Raw genomic sequence first — 25,539 nt, 5'->3', positions numbered from 1 at the left:
TTGTTTCAGAGTTTACGAACTTTGAGGCGGGGACCCATGGACAAGCTCGCAGACCTCGAGGCCGGTCCGAATCCGATCGACCGTCACGTCGGCTTGCGCATCCGTCTGCGCCGCAAAGAGCTGGGCATCAGCCAGGAGAAGCTGGCGGAGTCCATCGGCCTGACCTTCCAGCAGGTGCAGAAGTACGAGCGCGCCGCCAACCGGGTTAGCGCCTCGAAGCTGTGGGAGCTCGCCCGCGCCCTCAACACCAGCATCGCCTACTTCTTCGAGGGGCTGGGGACCGACGGGGCGCTCTGCGTCGACGGCGGCCCGGGGCTCGAGGAGTTCCTGCTGACCAGCGACGGCATGGAGCTCGCCCGCTACTTTCCGCAGATCCAGAAGCCGCGCGTGCGCCGGCAGATTATCGAGCTGGTCCGCACCATGGCGGCCGAGCCGGAAGAGGGCTGAGACGCTCCGTCGCCTGCGGACCTGTCTTGGCGGGACATAAAGATTTCTTTATAGGCTTTGCGACCTATCCTCGGCTGCCGTTCGAGCGGCGCCTCTAGTTCCCGGAGCCTGAGCGTGAGCCGTTCCAGCTACATCTTCACCAGCGAGAGCGTGTCCGAGGGTCACCCCGACAAGGTGGCCGACCGTATCTCCGACACCGTCGTCGACGCCTTTCTGAGCGTCGAGCCGGAAGCGCGCGTCGCCTGCGAGACCCTGGTCACCACCAACCGCATCGTGCTGGCGGGCGAAGTCCGCGCCGGCCGGCCGGGCGGCTCGAAGGCCGAGAACAAGGCACTGACGAAGGAAATCGTCAAAAGCCTGGAGCCGAAGGTCCGCGAGGCGGTCAAGGCGATCGGGTACGAGCAGAAGGGCTTCCACTGGGCCAAGGCCAAGTACGCCTGCTTCCTGCACGAACAGTCCGCGCACATCGCCCAGGGCGTCGACGCGAACGACAAGAAGGACGAGGGCGCCGGCGACCAGGGCATCATGTTCGGCTACGCCTGCAACGAGACGCCGGAGCTGATGCCGGCGACCCTGCAGTACAGCCACAACATCCTGAAGAAGCTGGCCGAGGTGCGTCACAGCGGCGAGTGCGAAGCGCTCGAGCCGGACGCCAAGAGCCAGGTCACCCTGCGCTACGAGAACGGCCAGCCGGTCGAAGTGCTGCAGATCGTCGTCTCGACCCAGCACAAGAAGCGCATCGGCATCCATCTCGCGACGCCCAAGCGCGTCGAGGCGGAGATCCGTCCCTACGTCGAGAGCGTCTTCCCGGCCGGGCTGATCACCAAGAAGACCAAGTGGCACGTGAACCCGACCGGCCGCTTCGAGATCGGCGGCCCGGACGGCGACGCCGGCCTGACCGGCCGCAAGATCATCGTCGACACCTACGGCGGGGCCGCGCCGCACGGCGGCGGCGCCTTCTCCGGCAAGGACCCGACCAAGGTCGACCGGTCGGCGGCCTACGCCTGCCGCTACCTGGCGAAGAACGTGGTCGCCGCCGGCCTGGCCAAGCGCTGCACCATCCAGATCAGCTACGCCATCGGCGTCGCCAAGCCGCTGAGCTTCTACGTCGACCTGCACGACACCGGCGAGATCGACCCGGCCAAGCTGGAAGTCGCCCTGCCGGAAATGCTCGGCGGCGCCACGCCGCGGGCGATCCGCGAGCATCTCGGCCTGAACCGGCCGATCTACGCCCGCACCTCGGCCTACGGCCACTTCGGCCGCGCGCCGGACAACGAGGGCGGCTTCTCCTGGGAGAAGACCGACCTGATCGATCAGCTGCGCGCGCTGGCGTAAGGCGGCGCACTAGGTGCTCCCCCTGAGGGGGAGCTCCCGCGAAGCGGGTGAGGGGGTTGAAGGCCGCAGAGTCGGCGGCTGAAACCCCCTCCGGCCGTCGGCCACCTCCCCCTGTGGGGGAGGATCTCGGCGCTCAGTCCGCCAGCTCGATCCAGACCGGCGCGTGGTCGCTGGCCTTCTCCCAGCCGCGGACCTCGCGGTCGACCTCGGCCGCCTTCAGCCGCGGCGCCACCGCCGGGCTGAGCAGCAGGTGGTCGATGCGCAGGCCGGCGTCGCGCGCATAGGCGTTCCGGAAATAGTCCCAGAAGGTGTAGATCCGCTCGCCCGGATGCCGCGCGCGCAGGGCGTCGGTCCAGCCCTGTGCGAGCAGCTCGGCGTAGGCCTGCCGTACCTCCGGGCGGAACAGGGCGTCGTCCAGCCAGCGCTCCGGCTTGTAGACGTCGAGGTCGGTCGGCATGACGTTGTAGTCGCCGGCCAGCACCACCGGCAGGTCCTGCGCCAGCAGGCCGCGCGCCACCGCCTTCAGCCGCTCGAACCAGGCCAGCTTGTAGCTGAACTTGGGCCCTGGGGCGGGGTTGCCGTTCGGCAGGTAGAGGCAGCCGATGAGCACCCCGCGGACCGCCGCCTCGAGGTAGCGGCTCTGGGTGTCTTCGTCGCCGCCCGGCAGGCCGCGGCGCGTCTCGTGCGGCTCGCATCCGCGCGCCAGGATGGCGACGCCGTTCCAGCTCTTCTGACCCTGCCAGATCGCGCCGTAGCCGGCCGCCTCGATCGCCGCGCGCGGGAAGTTGTCGTGCTGCGCCTTCAGCTCCTGCAGGCAGACGACGTCGGGCCGGGCTTCGTCCAGCCAGCGCAGCAGCACCGGCAGGCGGCCGTTGATCCCGTTCACATTGAAGGTGGCGATCTTCATCATCCCCTCGCTTCAGACGGCAACGCCTGAAGCCGGGCGCGGATCACTCGGCCCCAGCCGTCGGTTTCGGCGGCCGCGGCGCGCCGTCGATCTGGCTGAGCCAGCGCTCCACCAGCGCCTCGGTTTCGGCGTGGCCGGCGCTGATGCCGACGCCGTCCTCCATCCGCAGGAACAGCGACAGGCTGGTCAGCAGGACCGAGACGATCGCCGGCGGATAGAGCTCCAGGTCGACGCCGCGCGCCGCGAGGTGACGGGTGAACGCGGTGGTCTGCATTTCGCGCAGCTTCTCGCCATAGCGCTGGATCTCGGCGGCGATCACCTTGCGGTGGTTGGCCAGCGCCGAGAATTCCATGATCACCGCCGTGCCTTCCGGGTCGCGGCTGATCTCCCACATGGCCCGCAGCGGCTGGTCGGACTCCAGCGCCTGGGCGTGGCGCGCCAGCCCTTCGTCCGTGCGCCGCTGGAACAGCGCCAGGAACAGGTCGTCCATGGTGCGGAAGTAATAGTGGACCAGCTGCGGCTTCAGGCCCGCCCGGCTGGCCACCCGCCGCGAGCTGACCGCGGCGTAGCCCTCCTCGCGCATGACCGTCTCGGTGGCGTCAAGCAGCAGCGCGCGGGTCTTGGACTGCTCCAGACCGATCCGTCGGTTCGACGACACCACACTCACCTCCGCCCTGCGGCATTCTCACGACGGACCCCTCAGGATCAAGGCCGCAGGCCGTAGGCGTCAGGACGCCGGCGTGGCCATCTCGAAGTCGATGTGCAGCCGCGTGAGCTTCAGGGCGGCGATCTTCCACTCGCCGTTCTGGCGCACCCAGCGCTCGTGGTAGTGGCCGTAGCCGGTGAGCGCCTTGCCGGGCCCCCAGACCACCCGGTCCTGCAGGGCCCAGATGGCGAAGGCCTCGTCGCCGTTGATGGTGATCTCCGGCGAGTGGACCTGGTGGGCGGTCTTGGCGGTCAGGATCGACGACTGGACCTGGGCGATGGCGGCGTCGCGGCCGCGGATGATCGGCAGGTCGGTGCCTTCGCTGACGTCCAGTTCATAGTCCTCGGTGAACAGGTCGCGGTAGCCGGCCCAGTCCTTGGTGTCCAAGGTCCGGCAGTAGCGCGCCTTGGCGTTGCAGATCGCCATCCAGTCCTTGATCGTGTCGACGTCGCTCACGGCGCTCTCCTCGTCTCTCAGGTCACCGACCATCCGCCGTCGACCGCCAGCGTCTGGTTGGTGACGCGGGCCGCGCCCGGCGAAGCGAAGAACAGCACCGCCGCGCCGATGTCACGCGGCTCGCACATGCCGAGCGGCGGCCGGCGGCGCGCCGGGCCGTCCGGGGCGGGCCCCTGGGCGCCGATCGCGCCGGGAGTGGCGACCCCGCCCGGCAGCACGGTGTTGACGGTGATCCCATGCTCGATCAGGTCGAGCGCGCTGGCGTGGGCGAGGCCGACCAGCGCGGCCTTGGCGCTGGCGTAGGCCGCGTGGCCCTTGACCAGCGAGCCGATCAGCGCGGCCGAGGCGATGTGGACGATGCGGCCGCCGTCGCCCTGGGCGACCATCGCGCGGGCCGCCTCGCGGCTCATCAGGAAGGGCCCGCGGGTGTTGACGTCGAGCGTGCGGTCCCAGAAGGCGACGGTGCCGTCGAGCAGCATTTCGCGATCCTGCAGGCCGGCGTTGTTCACCAGGATCCAGGGGGCGCCGTAGGTCGCGACGACCTCGGCGTAGCCGGCCACGACCGAGGCTTCGTCGGCGACGTTGATCTGCACCGCGCCGGCGCGGTGGCCGGCGGCGGTCAGCGCCTCGACCTGGGCCTGCGCTTTGGCCTTGTCGAGATCGGCGATCACGACGGTGGCGCCGGCCTCGGCCAGCACCTCGGCGATGCCGACCCCGATGCCGCTGGCGGCCCCGGTGACGAGCGCGGTCCTGCCGCTCAGGTCGAAGATCCTGGTCACGCGTCGTCCCCCCGTCTCTCGTTGCTTGCGCAGGAGATGACACCAGGGCGGCGCGGAGCGCCAGGGGCCCGCTCCGGCGCGATCACTTCATCGCCGGAGCGGTCGCCAGGATCAGCCCTCGGCTTCGACCTCGTAGCGCGACAGGTAACGCTCGAACTTGCCGCGCACCTGGTCGGGGGTCAGGCCGAACTCGGCGAGCTTGTACTCGTGGCGGCCGAACTTGCCCTGCGGGTTGTCGTCCAGCCAGCCCTGCATGCCGGCCTGGGCCTCCGGGGTGAACTCGTCGCCCAGCGCCGCGTACAGCTTGCGCATCTGCTCGATCGGGCTGCGCATCAGGTCGGCGTAATGGACGTCGATCACCCGGTCCTCGCCGGCGCGGTCGCGGAAGTCCATGATCCGGTCGGCGTGCAGCACCGCCTGCCACGGCATGTCCTCGGCGATCCAGTCCTTGTCGATGCGCCCGCTGCCGCCGCGATGACCCAGCGTGATCAGGCTGCAGAACGAGCCGACGGCGGTCAGCGGGTCGCGGTGCGTCCACACCAGGCGCGCGTCCGGATAGATCTTCAGCAGCGTGTCGAGCCACAACGCGTGCGAGGGCATCTTCAGGTTAAACGTCCCGGGCGCCTGGGACTGCAGCACCTGCAGGAATTTCTTGTGGTACTCGTAGGTCGACGTCGTGTCGGTCGAGAAGATGTAGTCCTTGTAGTTCGGCAGCTTGCCCTTCGATTCCCAGTTCAGGGTTTTGAAGTCGCTGTGCATGAAGAAGATGCACTCGTTCGGATAGATGGCCGAGTTGCGGTAGTACTTGCCCATGTCCGGATTGGCGGCGAGCATCGCCTTTTCCTGCTCCAGCCGGGCGATCGCGCGCGGGTCGCTGTAGAGCGTCGCGGTGGTCGCCGGCGGGACCGGATCGTCGATCTCCCAGGTCAGCGGCGAGCGGCGGTTGGGGTCGGCGGCCAGCAGGTTGGAGAGCAGGGTCGTGCCGGTGCGCGGCACGCCGAAGACGAACACCGGGCGCTCGACCGGCCGCTGCAGCAGCTCCGGGTTCTTCGCCAAGTAGTCCGTGATCTTCAGCCGGTTGGCGAGCGCGTTGACGATCTCGTTCTCGTTGCGCGGCACGAGCTGCTCGACGACGCCGAGATCGTTGAGATCCTTCACCAGGATCTCGAGGCCTTCGCGGAAGGATTCGGAGTCGAAGCGCTCGAGGCCGGTCGCGGCCTGGGCTTTTTCAATCAACTGGTCGACGACCAACGGCTGGGCCATGTCCGGCGTATCCTCTCAGAGCGCCCGGCGCGCCAGGCGCGCGGGCTTCGATGGAAACGGTTGTCCTGCGCCGGCCGGCGTCTTGGCAACGCCGTTGGCGGTCGAGCCCCGGCCAGAATGTGCGATTCAGGCCGTCGGCCGCCGTCGCGCGACCCTAATGGCTGCCGCGCAGCACGCGGGTGCGGAATGTTCGCGGCGTGACGCCGGCGCCGCGGCGGAAGGCGTAGCTGAAGCTGGAGGCCGAGGCGAAGCCCATCGAGCGGGCGATCGCCTTAATGCTCTCGTCGCTGTCCAGCAGCCGCTTGGCGATGTCGATCCGGCTCTGGGTGATGTAGTCGCCGATCGAGCAGCCGCGGCTGGTGCGGAAGCCGCGGGTCAGCTGCCGCACCGACATGTTGCAGAGCGAGGCGAGCTCGGTGAGCGTCGGCGCCTCGCGGACCTCGGCCAGCCGCTCGTCGATCATCCGCAGCCGCCAGGAGGCGAGGCCGCCGCTGGCCGGCGCCTCGTCGATCGCCGAGCAGTAGCGGCCGAGTTCGATGCTGATCTGGCCGGCGATCAGCTCGGCCATCATCTCGCTGGCGAAGCCCGGATAGCGCAGCTCCTGGCCGAGCCGCCGCAGCAGGCCGCGGATGTTGTCGTTGGAAATGTCGAGGCTGGCCTGCAGCCGCCGGTCGGTCCACGACAGCCGCTGCTCGAGGAACTCGCGGATCGGCTCAGGCTTGAGCTGGCAGATGATCGAGGCCTGGGAGCCGCCCTCGCTCTTGAACTGCAGCGCCTCGCCGCGCGGCAGCATGAACACCGGGCCGACCCGCTCGAAGCGGTGCGGGCCCCAGCGGTCGCGGTAACGCGCCCGCGTCTGGTTCGGCCGCGGCGTCAGGCACAGGTCGAGCCAGTAGTCGTCCTTCTCCTGGTAAGTGTGGTCGGCCGGCCCGGGCACATCGAAGCGCGCAAGCAGAGCTGTCGCGATCGGCACGCGCAGCTCGGCCTCGATGGTGACTGTCGGTGTGTTCATGTCGCCGGTTCCGGCCCCACCGCCGATCCCGTGCCGGCTTGCCCGCCAATATAGGGGCATTGCGCGCACGGACAAAATTCCTTTGCGTCCGGCTTTCGGCCCAGTGTCCCGATATCGACATATTCGACCGTTGCCGGCCCTGCCCCCGCAGGCGGAGGATCGCGGGAAATTCGCATCGCGCGACGACCGGCGCACAGGAGGAAACGCATGCCCGCAGACACCCCGCCGGCCGGCCTCGACGACTTCGGCGGCCTGCTCGATTGGCCCCGCCTCAATGCGTGGATTCAGGCTCAGGACATTCCCGGCGCCGGCCCGGTCACCGGCGTGAAGAAGCTGAAGGGCGGCCTGGCGAACAGCGTGTTCCTGCTCGATCGCGGCGGGGAGGCCATCGTGCTGCGCCGGCCGCCCAAGCACCTGCGGCCGAACAGCAACGAGACCATGCTGCGCGAGGCGCGCGTGCTGCAGGCGCTGGCCGGCAGTCCCGTCCCGCACCCCGACTTCTACGCCGGCTGCGACGATCCGGAGGTGATCGGCGCGGCCTTCTACCTGATGCAGCCGCTTGAGGGCTTCGCGCCGATGGGCGAGCTGAAGGGCGACTACGCGACCGACTCCGGCTGGCGTGCGGCGATGGGGCCGGAAATGGTCCGCGCCGCGGCGGCGCTGGCCGCGGTGGACCCGGCCGCGGTGGGCCTCGCCGACCTCGGCAAGCCGGACGACTGGCACGCCCGCCAGGTCGCCCGCTGGCGCTCGCAGCTCGAGGGCTACGCCACCACCCCCGGCTACAATCCGAAGGACCTCCCGCACTTCGACGAGGTCGGCCAGTGGCTGTCGGACCATCTGCCGACCGAGCGCCGGATCGGCCTGATCCACGGCGACTTCCAGTTCGCCAACGTGATGTTCTCGCTCGCGGCGCCGCGGATCTCCGGCGTGATCGACTGGGAGCTGACGACGCTCGGCGATCCGATGCTCGACCTCGGCTGGATCCTCACCAGCTGGTGGGAGGACGGCGATCCGCCCGGCAAGAAGCCGCTGGTCAGCCCGTGGCGGGACTTCGGTTCGCGCGCCGACCTCATCCGGCTCTACGGCGAGCTGACCGGCCGCGACATGAGCGCGACCCCGTGGTTCTTCGCCCTGGGCTGCTACAAGCTGGCCTGCCTGCTGGAAGGCACCGTCGCGGCCTCGAAGGCCGGCAAGGTCCCGGCCGAGGTCGGCGAGAGCGTTCACGGCTACGCCACGTGGCTCACCACCAAGGCCCGTCAGATCATCGCCGGCTGAGCCCGGCCCCCTCGGCACACCGCCCAGTCAGCACGACGATTTCAAGGACAACGACCATGGATTTCCGCGTCGACCCCGAATTCCAGGAAAAGCTCGACTGGATGAGCCGCTTCGTGCGCGAGGAGGTCGAGGATCTCGACCTGCTGTTCCCCGACGGCGGCGCGCCCTACGACAAGAAGAACCCGGTCTCGCAGGCGATCCTCGAGCCGCTGCGCGACCAGGTGAAGGCCCAGGGGCTGTTCGCCTGCCACCTCGACCCCAGCCTTGGCGGCAAGGGCTACGGCCAGCTCAAGCTGGCCTTGATGAACGAGATCATCGGCCGCGCCTCCTGGGCGCCGACGGTGTTCGGCTGTGCGGCGCCCGACACCGGCAACGCCGAGATCCTGGCGCTCTACGGCACGCCGGAGCAGAAGCAGCGTTTCCTGCAGCCGCTGCTCGACGGCGAGATCGTTTCGACCTTCGCCATGACCGAGCCGCAGGCCGGCGCCGACCCCAAGGAGTTCGTCTGCAAGGCCTGGCGCGAGGGCGACGAGTGGGTGATCGACGGCGAGAAGTGGTACGCTTCGAACGTCAAATACGCCGCCTTCCACATCGTCATGGCGGTGACCAATCCCGAGAGCCCGCCGCACGAGCGGATGTCGATGTTCATCGTGCCGGCGGAGACCCCGGGGATCGTCATCAAGCGCAACGTCGCCGGGATGAACGAGCCGGAAGACCAGGGCATCCACGGCTACATCCGCTACGACCACGTCCGCGTGCCGCTCGACGCCATGCTCGGCCAGCCCGGCGGCGGCTTCAAGGTCGCGCAGTCGCGGCTCGGCGGCGGGCGCATCCACCACGCCATGCGGGTGGTCGGCCAGTGCAGCCGGGCGCTGGAGATGATGCTCGAACGCGCGGTCTCGCGCCGCACCCAGGGCCGGCAGCTCGGCGACCACCAGTTCGTCAAGGGTCAGATCGCCGACACCGCGATCGAGCTCGAGCAGTACCGGCTGCTGGTGCTGAAGACCGCCTGGATGATCGACAACCTGCCGCACGGCGCGGCGCGCACCCACATCGGCATGTGCAAGGTGGCGATGGCCAAGGTCTACGGCGACATCGCCGGCCGCGCGGTGCACCTGTACGGGGCGCTCGGCACCACCCATGAGACGCCGCTCGCCAAGATGTGGATGGGCGTGCCGATGCTGGCGGTCGCCGACGGCCCGACCGAGGTGCATCAGGTGCAGGTGGCCAACGCCCTGTTGAGGACGGCGGTCCCGGCGCCGGGCCTGTTCCCGACCGAGCACATCCCGACCAAGCGCGAGAAGGCCCGGGCCAAGTACGCCCACCTGCTTGACGGCGCGGCGGCGCGGCCGGCGGAATAGGCGCAAGCGGCTTCGCCTTGCGCTGAACGCCCCCTCCACTGAGGGGGCGTTACGGCGTGGGCGGAGCCATAAGCCGTCCAAGAAGGAAACAGCATGGCCGACGCCGAGGCGGGATCGCCGCCCAAGACGACGCGCGCGATGATCGCGCCGGAACTCGCCCCGGCGCTCGAGCTGATGCCGAGCTTCGAGCTGAACGACGCCTTCATCGCCTACCTGCGCAGCGGCGAGGCCCTGCAGTCCGGTTTCACCCAGCCGCCGTTGTCGGCGGAGCAACAGGCGGTGGCGTGCGAGGACCGGTTCGTGCCCGGACTGAACGGCGCGCCGGACGTCCGCGTGCTGGTCTACACCCCGCCAGGCGCGGCGACAGCGCCGCGGCCAGCCTTCCTGCATCTGCATGGCGGCGGCTATGTGCTGGGCACGGCCGACCTCAACGACGGCTCCAACCGCAGCCTGGCCCATGAGCTGGGCTGCGTGGTGGTCTCGGTCGACTACCGGCTGGCCCCGGAGACCCGCTTCCCCGGCGCGGTCGAGGACGGCTATGCGGCGCTGAAATGGCTGCACGCCGAGGCCGAGGTGTTGGGCGTCGATCGCGGCCGGATCGCCGTCGGCGGCGAGAGCGCCGGCGGCGGCCACGCCGCGGCCCTGGCGATCTACGCCCGCGACCGCGGCGAGATCCCGATCCTCTTCCAGTCGCTGGACTCGCCGATGCTCGACGATCGCACCGGCGCGACCAGCGATCCACACCCCTATTGCGGCGAGTTCGTCTGGCCGCCGGCCAACAACCGCTACGGCTGGAAGGCGCTGCTGGGCATCGAGCCCGGCGGGCCGGAGACGCCCTACGGCGCGGCGCCGGCCCGGGTCGCGGACCTCGCCGGCCTGCCGCCGGCCTTCATCCTGGTCGGCGCGCTCGACCTCTTCCTGGAAGAGGATGTGGAGTACGCCCGGCGCCTGATCCGCGCCGGCGTGCCGGCCGAGCTGCACGTGATCCCCGGCGGGTTCCACGGCTTCGGCGCCGCCGGCCTCGGCGCGCCACAGGTGCAGACCACGCTGCGGCTGCGCCGCGAGGCCTTGGCGCGGGCCTTCGCCGGGCTCTGAGGCCGCTCCCTTGACCGGCTGAGCGGTGTCGTGCTTCCTTGACACAAAGACAAGGGAGCATGACATGTCAGCCGTGGGCGCCGCCAGTCGCCGCTACGTCCGACGCTTCGTGACGGCGATGGCGATCTACGTCGTCCTGCTCGTCGGGGTGATCTGGCTGATGCAGAGCGCGGCCGCGCCCGGGCCGCCGCTGCGCTATGGGCTCGCCGTGCTCCCGGCCCTGCCGATCCTGGCGGTGGTCTGGGCGCTCGGCCGGCTGCTGGTCGAAGAGACCGACGAAGTGCTGCGGGCGCGGGTCATCCAGCAGCTCCTGTGGGGCTCGGCGCTGGCGCTGTCGGCCTCGACCGTCTGGGGCTTCCTCGAGGCGTTCGGCGGCGCGCCGCACCTGCACGCCTACTGGGTGTTTCCGGTCTTCTGCCTCGGCATGTTGATCTCCCTGCCGTTCGTCTGGCGGAAGTACAGTTGAGAAACCGCCTGAAGGTGCTGCGCGCCGAGCGCGCCTGGAGCCAGGCCGACGCCGCTGCGCGCCTGCAGATTTCCCGGCAGAGCTTCAACGCGATCGAGACCGGCAAGTTCGACCCGAGCCTGCCGCTCGCCTTCCGCATCGCCCGGCTGTTCGGGGCCCGCATCGAAGACATCTTCGAGGACCCGGACGTCGACGCCCGCGCGACGGCCTGAACCCACAACCAAACAACATTCGGAGGAACCTAGAGATGGCGACATTCGTGCTGATCCACGGCGGCGGCCACGGCGGCTGGTGCTACAACAAGCTCTCGCCGCTGCTGCGCGAGGCCGGCCACTTGGTCTATTCGCCGAGCCTGACCGGCTGCGGCGACCGCAAGCACCTGGTCAGCGCCGACGTCGGCCTCGGCACCCACGCCACCGACGTCGCCAACCTGCTGGAATACGACGACCTGACCGACGTCATCCTGCTCGGCCACAGCTACGGCGGCATGGTGATCACGGGCGCCGCGGGCCTGGTCCCCGAGCGGATCGGCAAGCTGGTCTACCTCGACGCCGCCCATCCGAAGAACGGCGAGGCGCTGGCCGACGTCGCCAAGCCGATGATGCAGATGGCCCACAGCATGATGCGCGAGCAGGACGGCGTGGAGATGGTGCTCTGGCCTGACGCCCTGGGCCCGGTCGGCTACTTCGGCGTCACCGACGAAGCCGACATCGCCTGGATGAAGACCAAGCTGACGCCGCATCCCTGGAAGTGCTTCGCCGAGAAGCTGCAGCTGAAGGACGAGGCGGCGGTGCGGGCGATCCGCCGGTTCAACATCAACTGCACCCAGGCGCTGGCCCACAGCGAGCCGGACTCCCGCGCCCGCCAGCTCGACGGCGAGCGCAACTTCGAGATCGACACCGGCCACGACCTGATGATCACCGAGCCGCGCGCGGTGGCCGACATGCTGCTGGAGATCGCCCGGGCCTGATTTCGACAGAGGGGGCGGGGCGAGGCCCAAAACGCCCCCTCAGTCAGCTTCGCCCCAGATCCTCCACCGCGCAGCGGGGGAGGTGGATCGCGCCGTCAGGCGCGCGAGACGGAGGGGGCGTTTTGACCTCACCGGCGCTTCCCCGCCCGGCCGGTTCCGTCCCAAGGCGCGGAATCCGCACGTCTTTGGCCGGCATGCATCATTGCGGCCGGCGCTCGACACTGTGCGTCGTTGCGAGGATGGTTCCCACTCGCCAAACCATCAGGCCTCGCGCCGAGAAGGTTTTGGCGCACATGGGAGGAACCGATGGCGAAGGGCCTGTTTGATCTCAGCGGCAAAGTGACGGTGATCACTGGCGGCAACGGCGGCCTCGGCCTCGGCTTCGCGCGCGGCATCGCCAAACAGGGCGGCGACCTGGAGATCTGGGCCCGCTCGGCCGAGAAGAACGCCAAGGCGAAGGCCGAGCTGGAACAGTACGGCGTGCGCGTCATCACCCGCCAGGTCGACGTCTCCAACGAGGACGCAGTCGCCGCGGCCTTCGAAGACACCGTCAAGGATTTCGGCCGCGTCGACTGCGTGATCGCCAACTCCGGCGTGCCGCCGACGACCAACTCGACCTTCGAGCTGACCGCCGAGAAGTGGCACGACCTGCTGAAGATCAACCTCGACGGCGCCTTCTTCACCCTGCGCGAAGGCGCCCGGCAGATGGTCAAGCGCGCCGAGGCCGGCGAGCCCGGCGGTTCGCTGGTGTTCTGCGGCAGCCTGTCGATGCTCCACGGCCTGCCCGGCAAGGGCAACTACGCCGCCGCCAAGGGCGCGATGGGCGCGGTGATCCGCGGCATGGCCGTCGAGTTCGGCAAGTACGGCATCCGCGCCAACACCGTCGCGCCCGGCTACATCAAGACCGAGATGACCGGCTCCGGCGAAGAGTGGAGCGGCATCGACAAGTTCTTCGCCTCGCGCACGCCGATCCAGCGCCCGGGAAAGATGGCCGACTTCGAAGGCATCGCCGCCTACCTGGCCAGCGACGCCTCGTCGTTCCACAGCGGCGACACCATCGTCATCGACGGGGCGAGCGTGATCATGCCCGCCTACTCATCCTTCTGACCGACGACCGAAGACTCGAAGGGAGCTTTCCGATGCGAGTGCTGAACATTCACGGGGTGGGCGACGTGCGCCTCGACCCGCGCGATCCGCCCAAGGCCGGCGACAATGACGTCGTGGTCAAGGTCAAGGCCTGCGGCGTCTGCGGCAGCGACCTGTCCTACATCAAGTTCGGCGGCATCAACCGCAAGGAAGGCGGCGTCACCCCGATCGGCCACGAGGCGGCCGGCGAGGTGGTGCAGATCGGCAAGGCGGTCGAGGGCCTGAAGGTCGGCCAGCGGGTGGTCATCAACCCGATGCAGACCTCGACCTTCATCGGCAGCGGCGGCCCGGACGGGGCCTTCACCGACGAGGTGCTGGTCGGCGACGCCAAGGTCGGCGACAGCCTGCTGCCGATCCCCGACGACCTGCCCTTCGACGTCGCCGCCCTGACCGAGCCGCTGGCGGTCGCGCTGCACGGCGTGAACCGCATGCAGGTGAAGCCGGGCGACAAGGTCGTGGTGTTCGGCTGCGGGCCGATCGGCCTGGGCATGGTGCTGTGGCTGGTCGACCGCGGGATCAAGGACGTGGTCGCCGTCGACCTGTCGCCGGAGCGGCTCGACCGCGCCCAGGCGCTGGGCGCCAAGGCGGTGATCAACGCCGCGTCCGAGGACGTGCGCGAACGCCTGCTGGAGATCCAGGGCCGCACCACGGTGTTCGGCCGCGAGGCGGTCGACGTCGACGCCTACATCGACGCCGCCGGCGCGCCGAGCCTGGTCAGCGACGTGATCCGCATGGCCAAGAAGCACGCCAAGCTGGTCATCACCGCCGCCTATATGAAGCCGGTCGAGGTCGCGCTCGGCTCGATGCTGACCACCGAGATGAGCATCACCACGGCGGTCGGCTATCCCGACGAGATGCCCGAGGTGCTGGCCGCGCTGCCGCGGCTGAAGGACAAGGCGCGCTCGCTGATCAGCCACCGCTACCAGTTCGACGACGTGCTGAAGGCCTTCGAGACCGCGGGCACCCCGCAATCGGCCAAGGTGATGGTCGAGTTCGGGGAGCTTTGATCATGAGCGCTGAGGAAAAGAAGAATCCGCCGCTGGCTGGCCTGGTGAACGCCGGCCAGCAGCAGTCCGAAGCCGTCGCCATCACCGACTACATCTTCATGGCGAAGGACATCTCCAACGCCTACCTGGTGACGACTTCGGACGGCGACCTACTGGTCAACGCCGGCTTCCCGACCAGCGCCGAGCGCAACAAGGCGGTGCTCGCCCCGGCGCGCACCGGGCCGCTGCGCTACATCGTGCTGACCCAGAGCCACCCGGACCACTTCGGCGGCGTGCCGGCGCTCAAGGAGCCGGACACCAAGGTCGTCGTCGAGCGGCGCTACGTCGAGACCGCCGCCTGGTACGAGAAGCTGCGGCCGCACGGCGAACCGCGCTCGCGCAAGCTGTGGGGCGGGACGGTCAACACCGGCGGCCCGCCGCTGGAAGTGCCGGTCATCTCGCCGGACATCGAGGTCGACCGCGAGTACGCCTTCGAGCTCGGCGAGCGGCGCTTCGAGGTGATCTCGACGCCCGGCGGCGAGACCCTGGACTCGCTGACCGTCTGGATGCCGAACGAAAAGGTCGCCTTCACCGGCAACCTGTTCGGGCCGGTGTTCCTGTCGATGCCGTTCCTCAACACCATTCGCGGCGACAAGCCGCGCCTCGTGGTGCGCTATCTGAAGTCGCTCGATCGGGTCCGCCAGTTGGGCGCAGAAATCCTGATCACCGGCCATGGCGACCCCATCGTCGGCGCCGAGAAGATCCGCGCGGACCTCGACAAGATGTACGCCGCCGTCTCCTACATTAACGAGGCGACGATCGCCGGCATGAACGCCGGAAAGGATGTCTTCACCCTGATGCGGGAGATCCGCCTGCCGGATCACCTGAAGATCGGCGAGTTCCACGGCAATGTGCGTTGGGCGGTCCGGGCGATATACCACGAGTATACGGGCTGGTTCCTCTACGACTCCACCACGTCGCTCTATGGCGTTCCTCGCTCGAGCGTGGACAAGGACTTGGTGGAACTCGCCGGCGGCGCCCAGATTCTCGCCGGGCGTGCCCGAGAAAAGCTGAATGGCGGGGCCCCCCTCGAAGCCCTACATCTCCTCGACGTGGCCCTGGGCGCGGAGCCTTCCAACTCCGACGCCCTGGCCGTGAAGAAAGACGCGCTGCAACGGCTCCTGACGGAGTCGGGCGGCGCGAACCTCAGCGAGACCATGTGGCTGAAGTCTGAAATCGCCGCGGCGGAGGCGGCCTTGAGCCCGAACGGAGCCGGCGCGGCCTAGGCCCGCCGCAACCGTCTCGGAACCAAGTGCGCTCTCAGGATTGTAAGTGAGCATATGTCGATAGAAAAACCCGTCGGCGAGAGGCTGACCCACCTTCAACGCCTTGAGGCGGAGAGCATCCACATCCTGCGGGAGGTGGTGGCTGAGGCTGAGCGTCCGGTGATGCTCTACTCGGTCGGCAAGGACTCCGCGGTGATGCTGCACCTGGCGCGGAAGGCCTTCTACCCGTCGCCGCCGCCGTTCCCGCTGCTGCACGTCGACACGACGTGGAAGTTCAAGGCGATGTACGAGCTGCGCGACCGCATGGCCCGCGAGAGCGGCATGGAGCTGCTCGTCTACCACAACCCGGAAGCCATGGAGCGGAAGATCAATCCGTTCGACCACGGCCCGCTGCACACCGACATGTGGAAGACCGAGGGCCTCAAGCAGGCGCTCGACAAGTACGGCTTCGACGCGGCCTTCGGCGGCGCCCGCCGTGACGAAGAGAAAAGCCGCGCCAAGGAGCGGATCTTCTCGTTCCGCTCGGCCAACCACCGCTGGGACCCGAAGAACCAGCGTCCGGAACTCTGGCGGCTCTACAACGCCAAGAAGTCCAAGGGTGAATCCATCCGGGTGTTCCCGATCTCCAACTGGACCGAGCTGGACATCTGGCAATACATCCATCTCGAGGACATCCCGATCGTGCCGCTCTACTTCTCGGCCAAGCGGCCGACGGTCGAGCGCGACGGGATGCTGCTGATGGTCGACGACGAGCGCTTCCCGCTGAAGCCGGGCGAGGTCCCGGTCGAACGGTCCATCCGCTTCCGCACGCTCGGCTGCTACCCGCTGACCGGCGCGGTGGAGAGCGAGGCGGCCACGCTTCCCGAAGTGATCCAGGAAATGCTGCTGACGACGACGTCGGAGCGGCAGGGCCGGGTGATCGACAAGGACGGCGGCGCCGCGTCGATGGAGAAGAAGAAGCAGGAGGGATATTTCTGATGAGCGAGACCACCCTCCCCAAGGCTGGCGCCGAGGGCGCCGGCTACGAGTACAAGACCGACGACCTGATCGCTCAGGACATCGACGCCTATCTCGAGACGCACCAGCACAAGACGCTGCTGCGCTTCATCACCTGCGGCTCCGTCGACGACGGCAAGTCGACGCTGATCGGGCGGCTGCTCTACGACTCGAAGATGATCTTCGAGGACCAGCTGGCGGCGCTCGAGGACGACTCCAAGCGCGTCGGCACGCAGGGGCAGGAGATCGACTTCGCCCTGCTGGTCGACGGCCTGGCCGCCGAGCGTGAGCAAGGCATCACGATCGACGTCGCCTACCGGTTCTTCGCCACCGAGAAGCGCAAGTTCATCGTCGCCGACACGCCCGGCCACGAGCAGTACACGCGCAACATGGTGACCGGCGCCTCGACCGCCGACCTGGCCGTGATCCTGATCGACGCGCGCAAGGGCGTGCTGGTGCAGACCAAGCGCCACTCCTACCTGGCGCACCTGATCGGCATCCGGAACATCGTCCTGGCCGTCAACAAGATGGACCTGATCGGCTACGACCAGGCCAAGTACGAGGCGATCGTCGAGGACTACCGCGCCTTCGCCAAGAGCATCGGCATCGAGGACTTCGTCGCCATGCCCATCTCGGGCTTCAAGGGCGACAACATCACCACCAACTCGCCGAACACGCCCTGGTACAAGGGCCCGGCGCTGATCGAGCACCTGGAGTCGGTCGAGCTCGACCAGACGATCGACCAGGCCAAGCCGTTCCGCATGCCGGTGCAGTGGGTCAACCGTCCGAACCTCGACTTCCGCGGCTTCTCCGGCCTGGTGTCCTCGGGCGTCGTGAAGCCCGGCGACACCGTGCGGGTGCTGCCGTCCGGCAAGACCTCGACGGTGGCCCGCGTGGTCACCTTCGACGGCGACCTGCCGCAGGCGGTCGCCGGCCAGTCGGTCACCCTGACGCTCGCCGACGAGATCGACTGCTCGCGCGGCGACGTGCTGGCGGTCGCCGACAATCCGCCGGAGGTCGCCGACCAGTTCGAGTCGACCATCGTCTGGATGTCCGACGAGCCGCTGCTGCCGGGCCGGTCCTACTGGCTGAAGCTCGGCACGCAGACCGTCACCGCCCAGGTGCAGGCGCCGAAGTACCAGGTGAACGTCAACACGATGGAGCACCTGGCGGCCAAGACGCTGGAGCTCAACGCCATCGGCGTGGCCAACCTGTCGACCGACAAGCCGATCGTGTTCGAGGCCTACACCTCGGATCGCGACCTCGGCGGCTTCATCCTGGTCGACAAGATCACCAACGCGACCGTCGCCGCCGGCATGCTGCACTTCTCGCTGCGTCGCAGCCAGAACGTTCACTGGCAGGCGCTCGACGTCACCCGCGAGAAGCACGCCGACCTGAAGAACCAGAAGCCGGCCGTGCTGTGGTTCACCGGCTTCTCCGGCGCGGGCAAGTCGACGATCGCCAACCTGGTCGAGAAGAAGCTGGTGCGGATGAACCGCCACACCTTCCTGCTCGACGGCGACAACGTCCGTCACGGCCTGAACAAGGACCTCGGCTTCACCGAAGCCGATCGGGTGGAGAACATCCGCCGCGTCGGCGAAGTGGCCAAGCTGATGACCGACGCCGGGCTGATCGTGCTGACCGCCTTCATCTCGCCGTTCCGTGCGGAGCGTCGGATGGTGCGCGAGATGATGGCCGCCGGCGAGTTCATCGAGGTCTTCATCGATACGCCGCTGGCTGACGCCGAGGCGCGGGACGTGAAGGGCCTCTACAAGAAGGCGCGCGCGGGCCAGCTGGCCAACTTCACCGGCATCGACAGCCCGTACGAGCCGCCGGAGAACGCCGAGATCCGCATCGACACGACCAAGCTGACGCCGGAGCAAGCGGCCGACCTGATCGTGGAGAAGTTGATCGGATGAGCCAGTCCCCAACCCCCGCGACGATGAACGACGTCGAGCTCGCCCGGCACATCGCCGAGACCGCCGGGCGGATCCTGGTCGAACTCCAGCGCTCCGGCCTGTTCGAGGGCAAGGCCCTCGGCAAGGCCGGGGACCGCACGGCCAACGCTTTCATCATCGAGGCGCTGAAGACCAACCGGCCGGACGACGCCATCCTCTCCGAAGAGGAGAAGGACAACCCCGAGCGGCTGAAGGCCAAGCGGGTGTGGATCGTCGACCCGCTGGACGGCACCCGCGAGTACGGCGAAGGCCGCACCGACTGGGCCGTCCACGTGGCGCTCAGCATCGACGGCGAGCCGTCGATCGGCGCGGTGGCCCTGCCGGGCTTCCCGCTGACGCTGTGCAGCGGTCAGCCGCCGCAGGTGCCGCCCAATCCGGGCAAGCTGCGGATGCTGGTCAGCCGCACGCGGCCGGCGGCGGAAGCCGTCGCCGTGGCCAACGCCCTGGACGCCGAGCTGGTGCCGATGGGCTCGGCCGGCGCCAAGGCGATGGCGGTGGTGCGCGGCGAGGCCGACATCTACCTGCACAGCGGCGGCCAGTACGAGTGGGACAACTGCGCCCCGGCCGCGGTGGCCGCGGCCGCCGGCCTGCACGTCAGCCGGGCCGACGGCTCGCCGCTGCGCTACAACAACGAAGACACCTACCTGCCCGACCTGCTGATTGCGCCTAAGGACGTCGCCGCGCGGGTGCTCGAGGTGCTGCGGACGATGGAGCCCGCCGCCGGCTGAGCCGGCAGGGTCCAGACAAGACGGCGGGGATCGGGGGCGGCGGAGCAATCTGCGCCGTCCCCGGTCCCGGACCGCGCGCCGCGCGGCGCCTATATTTTTCTCATGCCTGCCCAATATTGCTGCGCTGGCTCTGTGGCGCGCCTGACCGCTCGATGGCCTGTGCGCTGCGGTCGGTCGACCTCCAGGCGACCAGCCGCCCGCCGGCGGAGCGCCGTGCGCCTGAGGCAATCTGTCCCTTTGTGAATGTGGCCGCTTTTCGGCATTGCAGCGGTCGCGGGCGAACGCCGGTCGACCAGCGTCGGCGAGCCGACGAATTGCGGCGAAAGTGGGATCCATTCCCGATCATGAGGATTGCGCGCATAGGTAGCGACAGACTATCCGCACCTCACGCGAGCATAAAATACAACCAAAAGTGATCAAGTAACTCGAAATCTAAGATTAGACACTCATAGGTGCTTCGCGATCACCTACTCGAAATGGGTAAATCTCGAGCGCGTGACCTTTCATCGCAGCCCGTTCCACTTAAAACATTTGAGTGTTCTGCGCCGCAGCGTTAGCTCGCAGGTGCACGCTGGGGCTCGCCGTGAACGATATTCGCAATCTCATGGACAATCTCCACACGCAATTGGAGTATAAGGAGTTCGATATCGCTATGCGTGTGCCCACCGACTCCTGGCCCGTGCTTGATCGCCTCAACCGTTCGGCGATCCCGCCTGAAGCCCCGACCCCGACCGCGACCGCGACCGTCGCCCGCGAGCCGGCCGTGATCGCGCCGCGTCGCGCCGCCGTCGAGGTTGAGGCCGCGCCGGCCCGCCGCGCCGGGCGCTCGCTGCTCGGCCGCTACGCCGACACGCCGGAGCCGGCCGCGCCGACCGCCGAAGCTGCACGGCAGATGCCGCTGGCGGACGTGTTCGCCCGGCTCGAGCTCGCCGGACGCTGACCATGCCGGTGGTGGTCGTCTCCTCGCCGAAAGGCGGCGCTGGCAAGACCACGCTCACGGCCAACATGGCCGTCGCCATGCGCCAGCGTGGCTGGCGGGTCACCGCGATCGATTTCGACAGCCAGAACGCGCTGCGCTTCCACCTCGGCCCCGAGGCCGGTGAGACCGACGGCGTCGCGCGGGCGACCTACGAGGGCCGGGCCTGGCGCACGGTCTGCGCCACCACCCGTAGCGGCGTCGACCTGATCCCCTTCGGCCCGAGCAACCGCGACCAGCGCTTGCACCTCGACGAGGCGCTCACCGTCGCGCAGCTGCGGGCCGAATTCGCCGATCTTCAGCGGAGCCCCGCCGACCTGATCCTGGTGGACACCGCCCCGGGCGAGGGCCTGCTGCAGGAGCGGCTGGACGAGCTCGCCGACGTGGGCATGACGGTGTTCCTCACCGACGGCGCTTCAATCGCGCTGCTGCCGAACTATCGGGGCGGAGCTTTCCTGCATCCGCCGCTGCCGGGCGAGATCCCGCGCTTCGGCGTCCTGAACCAGGTCGACAAGCGTCGGCGGCTGAGCCGCGACATCGCCGATTTCGTGGCCGAACGCGCCAGCCGGCGCTTCATGGGCTCGGTGCGCTACGACGAAGCGGTCGCCGAGGCCGCGGCGAGCGGCTTCACCGCGCTCGAAGCGGATGTCGAGGATGTCGGCGCGGTCGCGGACATCCGGCGTCTCGCGGCGAGCCTTGATCAGCTGGTGCGGGACGTCTGCGTGGCCTAAAGGCCGCGTCTAGGGGGAGTGCGATGGTGGACCTGGCCGGGGGGCGCGGCGGCGTTCGGACGTTGATCGAACGCTTCGCGGCGGGTGCGCTGCTGCTCGTGGGCGTCGTCGCCCTGGCGCTGGCCATCACCGTGCCGATGAGTCTGACCCAGCAGGTGGCGTTCGGCCTGGCGGCGTTCGTGCTGGCGTCGCTGCTGCACCGGCTGGACCAGTCGAAGCGGACGACGATCGCGATCGCCATCCTCTCCACCGCGATCACCAGCCGCTACGTCTACTGGCGGGTCACCGAGACCCTGCATTTCGACGGCCCGCTGGCGGCGATCCTCGGCGCCGGCCTGCTGCTGGCCGAGATCTACGCCTGGCTGATCCTGTTCCTCGGCTACATCCAGTGCGCCTGGCCACTGAAGCGGCCGGTGAAGCCGATCCGCGGCGAGCCGGCCGAATGGCCGCGGGTCGACGTCTACATCCCGACCTACAACGAGCCGCTCGACATCGTGCAGGACACGGTGCTGGCGGCGATGTCGATGGACTATCCGGTCGACCGCTTCCGGGTCTTCCTGCTGGATGACGGCAAGCGGCCGGAGTTCGCCGCCTTCGCCAAGGCCGCCGGCTGCGACTACCTCACCCGGCCGGACAACAAGCACGCCAAGGCCGGCAACCTGAACCACGCGCTCGCCCGGACCGACGGCGAGCTCGTCGTCGTCTTCGACGCCGACCACGTCGCCACCCGCGCCTTCCTGCAGATGACGATCGGCTGGTTCAGCGCCGATCCGAAGCTCGCCCTGATCCAGACGCCGCACTACTTCTACTCGCCCGACCCGGTGCAGCGGAACGTCACCGCGGTGCGCGACATCCAGGGCGAGGGGGCGCTGTTCTACGGCGTGGTCCAGGAGGGCAACGACTTCTGGAACGCCGCCTTCTTCTGCGGCTCCTGCGCGGTGATCCGCCGCTCGGCGCTCGACGAGGTGGGCGGCTTCGCTCCGGAGACCGTCACCGAGGACGCCCACACCGCGCTGAAGCTGCAGCGCCGGGGCTGGAACACGGCCTACCTCAACGTCCGGCTGTCGGCCGGCCTGGCGACCGAGCGGCTGGCGCTGCACATCGGCCAGCGCGCGCGCTGGGCGCGCGGCATGACCCAGATCCTGCGGCTCGACAATCCGCTGTTCGGGCGCGGCCTGAAGCCGCTGCAGCGGCTGTGCTACCTGAACGCCTTCCTGCACTTCCAATTCCCGCTGCCGCGGGTCGTGTTCCTGACCTCGCCGCTCTGCTACCTGCTGCTCGGCCAGAGCATCATCCACGCCTCGCCGCTGATGATCCTGGCGTTCGCCGGCCCGCACCTGCTGTTCGCCCACCTCGGCAACGCCCGCGTGCAGGGCAAGTACGGCCGGTCGATCTGGAACGAGGTCTACGAGAGCATTCTCGCCTTCCACCTGGTGAAGCCGTCGATCCTGCCGTTGTTCAATCCGCGGGCCGGCAAGTTCAACGTGACGGACAAGGGCGGCTTGCTGGAGAAATCCTACTTCGACTGGCGCTCGCTCGCGCCGCACCTGTTCGTCTCCACCCTGCTGCTGATCGGCATCATCACAGCGGCGACCAAGCTGGCTATCGGCCAGGCGGACGCCGGCACAACCGCGCTCAACATTTTCTGGTCGACCTACAACATGATGATCCTGCTCACGACGATCGTGGTCGGGCGTGAGAACCGCCAGGTGCGGGTCAACTTGCGCGCGGACGCCAACCTCCCGGCCACCCTCTACTTTGAGGACGGCCACATCGCCCGCGGGGAAACCCGCGACATCTCCATGGGCGGGGTGGCGGTCGTCAGCCCGAAGGCGGGGGCCTGGGACGGGCGCAACGTCAGCCACGTCGAGCTCGAGGCCGGCGGCCACAGCTTCCTGTTCCCGACCTCGACCCTGCGGGTCGACGGCGATGTGATGTCGCTCCGCTTCGGCGAGATGACGCTGGAGAACCGCCGCTGGCTGGTGCGGGTGGTGTTCGGCCGCGCCGACGCCTGGCCGGATCCGGAAAGCGCGCCGCAGCTGTCGGTGACCAAGGCGTTCCGCGACCTGCTGAGCGCCAACCTGCTGCTGCTGCGCCCGATTGACCGCAAGAGCCGCGCGGCGCGGCCCTCGCGCCGCGACCGGCGCGAGGGCGCCAAGCGTGGCCAGGCCGGGCGTCGCGCCGCGGCGGCGATCGCGCTCATGATGCTGACGGGCGCGGCCCTGCGTCCGGCCCGGGCGGAAGCCGCAGTCGCCCCGGCCCCGGTCGAAGCGGCCGTCGCCGCGCCGGCCGCGCCGGGCGTCGGCACGCGCACCGTCTCGCTGTCGATGAAGTCGCTCGGCGTCGAGCAGCCGATCCAGCTGCTGGGCGTCCGCGGCGAGGCGGGGATCCCCTACAACGTCCGGCCGGACGAGGTGGTCACCCAGGCCAGCCTGACGCTCAACTTCGCCTATTCGCCGGACCTGCTGCCGGACCTCAGCCATCTGGTCATCCTGCTGAACGACGAGGTGGTCGGCACGGTGGGCCTGGTGCGCGACGGCGCCGGCGGGGTGTCGCTGACGGTGCCGATCGACCCGGACCTGTTCGCCAGCCGCAACCGGCTGAACTTCCGGCTGATCGCCCACTACACCAAGGACTGCGAAGACCCGCTGCACTCGTCGCTGTGGGCCAACGTCAGCAACACCCGCACGACGCTGAACCTGACCTTGCAGCGGCTGGAGACCGGCCACGACCTGGCCCGGATGCCGGCGCCGTTCCTCGACATGACCTCGCCGATCGGCCTGAACCTGCCGTTCGTCTTCCTCGGCGCGCCGAGCAACGACATGCTGCAGGCCGCCGGCGCGCTGGCCGGCTACTTCGGCATGAACGCCAGCTACCGCGGCTTCGACTTCCCGGTGGCCTACAACGACATTCCGGCCGGCGACGCGGTGGTGCTGGTGCGCAACGGCGACACCGTGCTGGGCGGGGCGCTGCCGCCGCTCGACGGGCCGACCGTGGCGCTGGTCCCCAATCCGAAGAACCGCTTCGCCACCCTGCTGGTGATCGGCGGCCGCAATGACGAGGAACTGCTCGCCGCGGCCCGGGCGTTCGCCTCGTCGTCGAGCGCCTTCTCCGGCGGACGGGTGACGGTGACCCCGGTCAGCCTGCCGGCGCGCAAGCCCTACGACGCGCCGCGCTGGGTCCCCGCGGGCCGCGCCGCCCGCCTCGGCGACTTCGTGCGGCCGGAACTGCTGGAGGGGCAAGGGCTGCGGCCGGGCCTGCTCACCGCCTCCTTCCGCACGCCGCCCGACCTGTTCTTCTGGCCGGCCCGCGGTCCGACGCTGAAGCTCGGCTACCGCTACCCGAACGGCGAATGGCTGGACCACAAGACGTCGCGCCTCGACGTGCTGATGAACGGCAAGTACCTGAACACCGTGCCGCTCACCGGCCCGACCACGCGCGACAAGGCGCGGGACCTGATCGGCGGCGCGGCGACCCACCGGACCGAGAAGGTCGAGCTGCCGGCCTACAACCTGTTCGGCGGCGACCAGCTGCAGTTCTATTACGACCTGCGCTTGACCAAGAAGGGCCGCTGCGAGGGCGAGGTCCCCGGCAACATCCGCACCGGCATCGACGCCAACTCCAAGCTCGACCTGTCCGACGCGCACCACTTTGCGCGCCTGCCGGACCTGGCCTTCTTCGCCAGCGCCGGCTTCCCCTACACCCGGATGGCCGACCAGGCCGACACCGTGGTGCTGCTCGCGGCGCAGCCGACGCCGGCCGAGGTGGAGGCCTATCTGGAGACCATGGGCCGGTTCGCCGACGCGACCGGCGCGGCCGGGGTGCGGGTCACCGTGGCCCGCGCCGGCGATACGGTCTCGCTGGCGAAGAAGGACGTGCTGGTGATCGGCCCGGCCTCGCTGATCCAGGCCCTGCCGGACCTGTTCAAGGGCGCGCCGATCCAGGCGGCCGACACCTCGCTGCGGGTCCGCGCCGGCCGGGTGCTCGATCGGCTGTTCCACGCCTGGGGCTCGAACGTCGATCCCTCGCCGTCGAGCCAGATGAACGAGCTGCTGGTCAACGGCGGCGACTTCCTCGGGCTGATGAGCTGGCGCTCGCCGGTCGACCGCAGCCGCGTCGTCACCGCGGTGCTGGCCGGCTCGCCGCAACGCCTGCCTTCGCTGATGGAGCGGATGGGCGACGACAAGGCCAACTATGCGATCCAGGGCGACCTGACGGTGCTGTCCGGCGCCGGCTTCACCAGCCTGCGGATCGACCGGGGCTTCTGGAGCGGCGACCTCCCCTGGCACCTGCGGATCATGTGGTGGATGAGCCGCAACCCGCTGACGCTGGCGCTGACCGCCCTGGGCGCCAGCCTGATCCTCGCCACCGGGGCCTACGCCCTCCTTAAGCGGCTCGAGCAGCGCCGGCTGCGCGAGTTCGGAGAAGACGATGTTTCTGCGTAGCTCGGTGTCCCTGCTGGTCCTGACCTGGGCCAGCGCGGCGGTGGCCCAAAGCGCGACCGCGCCGGTGCTGCTGCCGCGCACCGGTGAGGCGGTTCGCGCCGCCACGCCGTCAGGGGTCCAGGCCCCGGTGAAGCTCGAAGGTTCGCGCGCGGCGGCCGGGGCGACCAGCGCGACGCTGCTGCGGCAGGCGCAGAGCTGGCGCAAGCGCGGCCGCA

General features: G+C 69.2%; 23 protein-coding genes. 17 read left to right on the top strand and 6 right to left on the bottom strand.

Features of this window, described 5'->3' with window-relative positions; all coding sequences use genetic code 11:
* Window positions 1-36 precede the first annotated feature (36 nt).
* The gene (locus ACSQ14_RS00410) at window positions 37-447 is read left to right on the top strand and encodes a helix-turn-helix domain-containing protein (protein ID WP_436008613.1); all 411 of its coding nucleotides are present in this window, start codon (window positions 37-39) and stop codon (window positions 445-447) included.
* A 114-nt stretch (window positions 448-561) separates the two neighbouring features.
* Entirely contained in the window at window positions 562-1,782 is a 1,221-nt protein-coding gene (metK, locus tag ACSQ14_RS00405; protein WP_436008611.1) for a methionine adenosyltransferase, read from the top strand.
* 133 nt (window positions 1,783-1,915) lie between these two features.
* Here metK and xth read toward each other — a convergent pair whose 3' ends face one another.
* The 6 genes from xth to ACSQ14_RS00375 form a co-directional block, all read right to left on the bottom strand.
* Entirely contained in the window at window positions 1,916-2,689 is a 774-nt protein-coding gene (gene xth, locus ACSQ14_RS00400; RefSeq protein ID WP_436008609.1) for an exodeoxyribonuclease III, read from the bottom strand.
* A gap of 43 nt (window positions 2,690-2,732) precedes the next feature.
* Window positions 2,733-3,347 (bottom strand): TetR/AcrR family transcriptional regulator, encoded by a 615-nt coding sequence (locus tag ACSQ14_RS00395; protein WP_436008607.1) that lies wholly within the window; start codon window positions 3,345-3,347, stop codon window positions 2,733-2,735.
* 69 nt (window positions 3,348-3,416) lie between these two features.
* The gene (locus tag ACSQ14_RS00390; RefSeq protein WP_436008605.1) at window positions 3,417-3,851 is read right to left on the bottom strand and encodes a nuclear transport factor 2 family protein; all 435 of its coding nucleotides are present in this window, start codon (window positions 3,849-3,851) and stop codon (window positions 3,417-3,419) included.
* Window positions 3,852-3,868: 17 nt separating this feature from the next.
* Entirely contained in the window at window positions 3,869-4,630 is a 762-nt protein-coding gene (locus tag ACSQ14_RS00385; RefSeq protein ID WP_436008603.1) for an SDR family NAD(P)-dependent oxidoreductase, read from the bottom strand.
* A gap of 111 nt (window positions 4,631-4,741) precedes the next feature.
* A complete protein-coding gene (locus ACSQ14_RS00380; RefSeq protein ID WP_436008601.1) occupies window positions 4,742-5,893 on the bottom strand; it encodes a sulfotransferase family protein in 1,152 nt (383 codons plus the stop codon).
* Between the two features lie 154 nt (window positions 5,894-6,047).
* Window positions 6,048-6,905: a helix-turn-helix transcriptional regulator gene (locus ACSQ14_RS00375; RefSeq protein WP_436008599.1), complete on the bottom strand. Its 858-nt coding sequence runs from the start codon at window positions 6,903-6,905 to the stop codon at window positions 6,048-6,050.
* Between the two features lie 207 nt (window positions 6,906-7,112).
* Between ACSQ14_RS00375 and ACSQ14_RS00370 the strand changes: the two genes are divergently transcribed.
* The 15 genes from ACSQ14_RS00370 (at window position 7,113) to bcsA (ending at window position 25,324) form a co-directional block, all read left to right on the top strand.
* Window positions 7,113-8,180 (top strand): phosphotransferase family protein, encoded by a 1,068-nt coding sequence (locus tag ACSQ14_RS00370; protein WP_436008597.1) that lies wholly within the window; start codon window positions 7,113-7,115, stop codon window positions 8,178-8,180.
* 56 nt (window positions 8,181-8,236) lie between these two features.
* Window positions 8,237-9,541, top strand: coding sequence for an acyl-CoA dehydrogenase family protein (locus tag ACSQ14_RS00365; protein ID WP_436008595.1), 1,305 nt, complete (start codon window positions 8,237-8,239; stop codon window positions 9,539-9,541).
* Window positions 9,542-9,634: 93 nt separating this feature from the next.
* Window positions 9,635-10,636 carry an alpha/beta hydrolase gene (locus ACSQ14_RS00360; RefSeq protein ID WP_436008593.1) on the top strand — a complete coding sequence of 334 codons (1,002 nt, stop codon included), beginning with the start codon at window positions 9,635-9,637 and terminating at the stop codon, window positions 10,634-10,636.
* Window positions 10,637-10,700: 64 nt separating this feature from the next.
* Window positions 10,701-11,102 (top strand): hypothetical protein, encoded by a 402-nt coding sequence (locus tag ACSQ14_RS00355; protein ID WP_436008591.1) that lies wholly within the window; start codon window positions 10,701-10,703, stop codon window positions 11,100-11,102.
* Entirely contained in the window at window positions 11,099-11,314 is a 216-nt protein-coding gene (locus ACSQ14_RS00350; protein ID WP_436008589.1) for a helix-turn-helix transcriptional regulator, read from the top strand. The genes ACSQ14_RS00355 and ACSQ14_RS00350 overlap by 4 nt, the downstream gene beginning before the upstream one ends.
* A 35-nt stretch (window positions 11,315-11,349) precedes the next feature.
* The gene (locus ACSQ14_RS00345; RefSeq protein ID WP_436008587.1) at window positions 11,350-12,072 is read left to right on the top strand and encodes an alpha/beta fold hydrolase; all 723 of its coding nucleotides are present in this window, start codon (window positions 11,350-11,352) and stop codon (window positions 12,070-12,072) included.
* Window positions 12,073-12,378: 306 nt separating this feature from the next.
* On the top strand, window positions 12,379-13,179 hold the full coding sequence (locus tag ACSQ14_RS00340) for an SDR family NAD(P)-dependent oxidoreductase (protein WP_436008585.1): 801 nt from the start codon (window positions 12,379-12,381) through the stop codon (window positions 13,177-13,179).
* 32 nt (window positions 13,180-13,211) lie between these two features.
* Window positions 13,212-14,225: a zinc-dependent alcohol dehydrogenase gene (locus ACSQ14_RS00335; protein ID WP_436008583.1), complete on the top strand. Its 1,014-nt coding sequence runs from the start codon at window positions 13,212-13,214 to the stop codon at window positions 14,223-14,225.
* 2 nt (window positions 14,226-14,227) lie between these two features.
* On the top strand, window positions 14,228-15,490 hold the full coding sequence (locus tag ACSQ14_RS00330) for an MBL fold metallo-hydrolase (RefSeq protein ID WP_436008581.1): 1,263 nt from the start codon (window positions 14,228-14,230) through the stop codon (window positions 15,488-15,490).
* 54 nt (window positions 15,491-15,544) lie between these two features.
* Complete coding sequence (cysD, locus tag ACSQ14_RS00325; RefSeq protein ID WP_436008579.1) at window positions 15,545-16,468, top strand: sulfate adenylyltransferase subunit CysD; 924 nt, start codon at window positions 15,545-15,547, stop codon at window positions 16,466-16,468.
* A complete protein-coding gene (cysN, locus tag ACSQ14_RS00320) occupies window positions 16,468-18,405 on the top strand; it encodes a sulfate adenylyltransferase subunit CysN (RefSeq protein WP_436008577.1) in 1,938 nt (645 codons plus the stop codon). The genes cysD and cysN overlap by 1 nt, the downstream gene beginning before the upstream one ends.
* Complete coding sequence (locus ACSQ14_RS00315; RefSeq protein WP_436008575.1) at window positions 18,402-19,172, top strand: 3'(2'),5'-bisphosphate nucleotidase CysQ; 771 nt, start codon at window positions 18,402-18,404, stop codon at window positions 19,170-19,172. The genes cysN and ACSQ14_RS00315 overlap by 4 nt, the downstream gene beginning before the upstream one ends.
* 652 nt (window positions 19,173-19,824) lie before the next feature.
* Window positions 19,825-20,112 carry a hypothetical protein gene (locus tag ACSQ14_RS00310; RefSeq protein WP_436008573.1) on the top strand — a complete coding sequence of 96 codons (288 nt, stop codon included), beginning with the start codon at window positions 19,825-19,827 and terminating at the stop codon, window positions 20,110-20,112.
* 2 nt (window positions 20,113-20,114) lie between these two features.
* On the top strand, window positions 20,115-20,879 hold the full coding sequence (locus ACSQ14_RS00305) for a cellulose synthase operon protein YhjQ/BcsQ (protein WP_436008571.1): 765 nt from the start codon (window positions 20,115-20,117) through the stop codon (window positions 20,877-20,879).
* 23 nt (window positions 20,880-20,902) lie between these two features.
* Complete coding sequence (gene bcsA / locus ACSQ14_RS00300) at window positions 20,903-25,324, top strand: UDP-forming cellulose synthase catalytic subunit (RefSeq protein WP_436008569.1); 4,422 nt, start codon at window positions 20,903-20,905, stop codon at window positions 25,322-25,324.
* The last annotated feature ends 215 nt before the right edge of the window (window positions 25,325-25,539 follow it).

Source organism: Phenylobacterium sp. LjRoot219 (assembly GCF_964252995.1).
Classification (GTDB): domain Bacteria; phylum Pseudomonadota; class Alphaproteobacteria; order Caulobacterales; family Caulobacteraceae; genus Phenylobacterium.
The sequence above is the reverse complement of the archived record's forward strand: the minus strand, read 5'-3'. Positions and strand labels throughout refer to the sequence as shown.